5 protein-coding genes are annotated in these 5,478 nt (G+C 63.1%); 3 read left to right on the plus strand and 2 right to left on the minus strand.

What is annotated here, in order from left to right; all coding sequences use genetic code 11:
• Nucleotides 1-673: ubiquitin-like domain-containing protein (locus HP499_RS20145; protein WP_172325915.1), on the minus strand; the 673-nt coding region annotated here is incomplete at its 3' end.
• Between the two features lie 291 nt (nucleotides 674-964).
• Complete coding sequence (locus tag HP499_RS20150; RefSeq protein WP_172325916.1) at nucleotides 965-1,852, minus strand: TatD family hydrolase; 888 nt, start codon at nucleotides 1,850-1,852, stop codon at nucleotides 965-967.
• A gap of 195 nt (nucleotides 1,853-2,047) precedes the next feature.
• Between HP499_RS20150 and HP499_RS20155 the strand changes: the two genes are divergently transcribed.
• The 3 genes from HP499_RS20155 to HP499_RS20165 all read left to right on the plus strand — a co-directional run.
• Nucleotides 2,048-3,136, plus strand: a complete 1,089-nt coding sequence (locus HP499_RS20155; RefSeq protein WP_172325917.1) for a MoxR family ATPase — start codon at nucleotides 2,048-2,050, stop codon at nucleotides 3,134-3,136.
• Between the two features lie 9 nt (nucleotides 3,137-3,145).
• Nucleotides 3,146-4,663, plus strand: a complete 1,518-nt coding sequence (locus HP499_RS20160; protein ID WP_172325918.1) for a DUF58 domain-containing protein — start codon at nucleotides 3,146-3,148, stop codon at nucleotides 4,661-4,663.
• On the plus strand, nucleotides 4,660-5,478 hold an 819-nt coding region (locus HP499_RS20165; RefSeq protein ID WP_216660198.1), incomplete at its 3' end, for a DUF3488 domain-containing protein. The genes HP499_RS20160 and HP499_RS20165, both read left to right, overlap by 4 nt.

Raw genomic sequence — 5,478 nt, forward strand, 5'->3', positions numbered from 1 at the left:
TGACGCTTTCGAAGGGCACTTCCTCGGTGGCTTCGGCGGTCTTGCTGGTGTCGACGCGGGAGACCTTGATCACCATGTCCTGAACGATGGGCGCGTTGCCGGGCTGGGAGATGCGGTCGTTGGCGCCGACAGTGATGCCGGTGTCCTTGAGCACGGTGGCGACGTCGGCCGCCGTCGTGGTGGTGCTGGTGTCCTTGCCGTCAGCAACGACGCTGATGGTCTTGGGAGTGGAGATGGAGACGAAGGAGCCGGTGACTTCCAGCGATGCTTCCTTCGGCTGGGAGATCTCGGAGGAGCTGGCCACGCCAAGTTCGCTGACCAGCGCGGCAACGTCCGGGGCGTTCGTATTCACGGTCTTGCGTGCGCCGTCGAGTTCAATGGACACGGCTTTGGCGAGGTTGATGTTCACCACGGAGCCGTTCTCAACACGGGCGTCGAGGGCCGGAGAAACCCGGTCCGCGTCCTTCAGTTCAACCTTGGCTGCCTTGACCACCTGGTCAACCGTGCCGCCAAAGGTCTGGATGGAACTTACCTTGCCGTCCACGTTGAGGGTGACGGTCTTGTTGTTGCCCACGAAGGCGACAACTCCGACCACCAGCGCTGCAACAACCAGCAACTGGGCACCGACTTTAAGGAAGCTGAACTTGCCATCCGTTGTGAAGAACTTGATCACGATTGCCCATAACTCTCAGACCATCCGGGCACGGGGAAAAGCACAGAAATAATGCCAGCGGCAAAACGGAGGGGCCAGGCGCAAAACCTGGTCCCGCTCTTGCTGCCGGCATCTGCGCCGCCAAATACATTCAACTGATGAAGGCCGGAATTAACCGGCCCAGCTGTCCGAAGGCCTTCCCCGACCCCGGCTACTTGTTTAACACAGTAACCGATCCGTTATAAACCAGCCAAGACTTCTGCATACCGGGTATCCATCCCCCGCAGCTCCAGAGACCCTGGAAGGAACCTCCTAGGCCCACGAACCGTAGGCATGGAGCGTGTTTTCCGCCAAACGCGAACAGAGCTCGGCGAGGTCATCTCCTGTCACTTCCGCCATGGACCGGACTGTGTAGGGGACCATGTAGCTGGCATTCGGCCGCCCACGGTGCGGGTGCGGGGTCAGGAACGGCGAATCGGTCTCCACCAGGATCCGGTCCGGCTCCGCGATGGCCAGTGCAGACCGAAGGTTCCCGGCGTTCTTGAACGTCATGGTGCCCGCAAAAGACATGTACCACCCGTTCCGGTTGCAGATCCGGGCCAATTCTTCGTCCCCGGAGAAACAGTGGAACACCACCCGTTCCGGGGCACCTTCTTCCATCAGTACCTGCACCACGTCGTCGTGGGCGTCGCGGTCATGAATCTGCAAGGTCAGGCCCAGCCTCTTGGCGATGTCGATGTGGCGCCGGAATGAATACCGCTGGGCAACCAGACCGTCCCCGTGCGTCCGAAAAAAATCCAGTCCTGTTTCGCCAATTGCGCGGATGCGGGGGTGCGCCGCCAGCTCTTCGATCTCGGCTAGCGCGGATTCGAGTTCACCGCGCCCTGCGTACACCGGGGCATCGTTGGGGTGGATCGCTACAGCCCCGAGCAAGCGCGGATCTGCATCCACGGCCTGCACGGTGAAGCGGGACGATTCCAGATCGCAGCCCACCTGGACAGCTCCCTGCACCCCAACAGCTTCGGCCGAATCCATGGCGTCCTTGACGGAAACCTCTATCAGTCCGTGCCTGAAATCCAAGTGTGTGTGGTTGTCCATGACGGGGACGGGAAGGGCTTCGGGTGCGGGCGGGTACTCCTTGCGGGAATCTGTTTCCCCCGATGGTGCGCGGTACGGAGCAGGAGCGAGCGAATTACACATGCTCCTACCTTAATCGGACCGCGGTCCCCCTGAGTTGCGGCCAGGCCCACGGAGATAAATTCCACTTGGCACATAAATTCCTGAGCACTATGTCAGAGGCGGCCATTGTCTGGGTAGTCTGGAACGGACAGGCGGTCAAGAAAGCAACACATCATCAAGATTGCTGATGCAGTGGCCACGGCTGAAGGGCAATCCATGGAGTCCAACCGACAAGTATCCGTTGAACCTACCCCGTTCCAGGGCGAGGCTTACAGTACGCTGCCACGGGATGGTGCGGCACTCAATGGACACAGGCCGCCGGTCATGGATGCGGAGCGGTTCCACGATGCCAGCGAACGCATCCTGGGGTCCATCAGCAAGGTCATTGATGGCAAAGCCGATGCCGCGAAGCTCGCTTTGACAGTTTTGCTGGCCCAAGGACACCTGCTGTTGGAAGACGTTCCGGGCGTGGGCAAGACCTTGCTGGCAAAGACGCTGGCGCGGACGGTGGACTGTACGGTCTCCCGCATCCAGTTCACTCCCGACCTCCTGCCCTCAGACGTCACCGGCGTCTCCATCTACAACCAGTCCTCCCGGCAGTTTGAGTTCCGGCCGGGCGCTGTGTTTGCGAACATCGTGATCGGTGACGAAATCAACCGTGCGTCGGCCAAGACCCAGTCCGCGCTTCTGGAGTGCATGGAAGAGCACCAGGTCACCGTGGACGGGCATTCTTATCAGTTGGGGCTGCCCTTCATGGTGGTCGCAACGCAGAACCCCATCGAGATGGAGGGCACCTACCCGTTGCCCGAAGCCCAGCGCGACCGTTTCATGGCCAGGATTTCCATGGGCTACCCGGACAAGGAAGCCGAGATCGAAATGCTGGAGACGCACCAGGCCGCGTCTCCCCTGGTCAAGGTAACTCCAGTGGTTACTGCCGCCGATGTGGCGGCCATGATTGCCTCCGTGCAACAGGTATATGTGTCCACTGCCATCAAGGAATACACAGTGGCTATCGGGCGGGCCACCCGCGACAGCGCACGCCTTCGCCTCGGTGCGAGCCCGCGGTCCCTGTTGCAGCTGTTGCGTGCAGCCAAAGCAACTGCGGCATTGGACGGCAGGGACTTCGTTCTTCCCGATGACGTGGTGGATGTGGCCGAATCGGTCCTTGCCCACAGGATCATCCTTGACCGCAAGGCGGCGAGCTCGGGTGATACGCCGCAGAGCATTCTTCGGGGCATCCTGGCCGCTTTGCCGGTTGCCCAGGAACCGCCCGGCGCGTGGCGCAGGGACAGGCACACCGCCTAGGAGGCAGAAATGGCGCTCGTGGATCGGCTCCCCAAGCATTTGTTTACCAACCGCGGCTGGGGTTTGCTGGCGGCCGGAGCCGTCTCGCTCGGGTGCGCCTATGTCATGGGCCGGCGGGATCTGCTGACCTTGGCGGTGTTGTTGCTCCTCCTGCCGCTGGTGGCCCTTGCTGGAGTCCGGGTGCTGAAACCGAAGTTCCAGGTGTATCGGGAGTTCAATCCCTCCACAGTGGAAACTGCCAGCACCACCACTGTCCGTTTGGCTGTTGCCAGGTCCTCGTATTCCACCGGGCACGTCATCATGGAGGAGCAGTTGCCGCCCCGCTTCGGCGAGCCCCCTGCGTTCCGTTTTCCTGCCCGGTCCGCGTCCGGAGGCACCAGCCGTTACGAATACCATCTCCGCTCCGGCAAGCGCGGCCAGTTCCGCATCGGTCCGGTGACCGCAGAGTTCAGTGACCCCTTCGGCCTCTCGCTGCGGCGGCATGCAATCGACGACGGCGATATCCTCACCGTTACGCCGGCCGCCGTCGAACTTCCCGTCACCGGACTTGCAGGGGCGCGCGGCAACGACGGGGTGACCGCCACGCGCATCAGGGCGAACCCCAGCGACGATGACATCATGACCCGCGAGTACCGGCACGGCGATCCCATGCGCCGCGTGCATTGGGCCGCCACGGCACGCCACGGTCAGCTGATGGTCCGTCAGGAGGAATCGGTGACCACACCGGAAGCCACCCTCATCCTGGACCAGCGCTTTACCGCTTTTTCCGCGGGGACAGGTTCAATGTTCGGAAGCCATGACGAGGACTCGGATTTGGTCACCAGTCCCGGCTTTGAGTGGGCGGTGACGGCAGCAATGTCCATTGCGGCCCATTTGACGGAATGGAATTACTCCTTGCGGGTGCTGGATGTTTTCGGGAGTCCGGCATTCATCCGCTCGCGTTCCGCGCCCGAGCCGGACACCGAAGAATTTTCGGGCATTGGAGGCTTGCAGGCGATCGCCGAAGGGCTGGCGGCCATGGAACTCAGTGGACCCCGGCACGTCCGGGCAGAGCACCACAGAGCTGAACAACACAGAGCTGACAATCACAGGGCTGAACAGCACACGGCTGAGCAGCACAGCGCAGACAAACACAGGGCAGAGAGACGCAGCGCAGAGCCGGCACCGGGCATGGCCTCCGCGGATGCCCCCGATGCTGCTTTCGATGACCGGCTGATGGACAAGCTGGCAGCCCACCGTCTTCGTGGCCCGCTCCTTGCTCTGCTGGGCACGTTGACTCCTGCTGAGGCCAGGTCCCTGGCACCGGCGGCGGCCTACGGGGCCAACGCGTTCGCCCTGATGGTTACAGATACTGCCCGGAACAATGACGAGGTCCTGGAAATCCTGCGCCTGGCCGGATGGCGTGTGGCCGAGGTGACGTCCAGGACCCAACTCCCGGCGGCCTGGTCCTCCTTCGACGAAGGTGGAATCGTGGCCGCTGCAGGGGCGGCCATGGATGTTCGCCGTGGAGCGGCGGTGCCCCGATGACCACTACGTCCCACCGCGGATCCCCCGCTCCGGTCCAACCCGGCGGAACCTCCGGCACCAAGGTGTCCGGATCCCCGCGTCCGCAAACGCCGGGGCCGGGACCGTACCCCTGGCTCATGGCCGGGTCGATTGTGGTTGCCGTCCTGGGCGCTGCTTTGTCCTTGAACGGCGTACTCAGGGGCTGGGCTTGGTTCATGCCCCTGATGACCACTGTCCTGGTCGTGGCCCTGACGTTGGCTCTCCTCCGGGCTCTCCGGGCCCAGCCGCTGCTGGCCACGCTGGGTTCCTTTGCCTCACTCGCAGCGATTCTCAGCTTCACGTTCTTCCGGCAGGAAAGCCTGGCGGGCTTCATCCCCACTGCAGGGACGTTCTCCGGCGTCGGGCGCTTGATTAAGCGCGCTGCCGAGACGGTGGTTTCCGAGAGCGCCCCCGTTGCACCCAATGCCGGGATCGTGTTCGTCATGTGCGCCTGCCTGGGTCTCCTGGTGATCCTGATCGACGCCTTGGCAGTACCACTTTCGATGCCCGCAGCCAGCGGCATCGGGCTCCTCGCGGTCATGGTGGTTCCGGCCACCATCAAACCCCAAAGCGTCGGTGCAGCCGGCTTCATCGGAGCCGTTGTTGGCTACCTCCTCATTCTCGGGTGCAGCCACTGGTTCGCCCCTGATGCCAGGCTCCAGTCCGGTTCCGGGCGGGGCTCGGGCCAGTTCAGGCGTTCGCTGGTGACCGGCGGATTGGCGTTGGCCTTGACCATGGTGGTCCCCCTGGCCATCCCGGGGTTCGAGACCGGCACCTTCCCGCAGGGCTCCCGGCTG

It is taken from the genome of Paenarthrobacter sp. CM16, assembly GCF_013179505.1.
Lineage (GTDB): Bacteria > Actinomycetota > Actinomycetes > Actinomycetales > Micrococcaceae > Arthrobacter.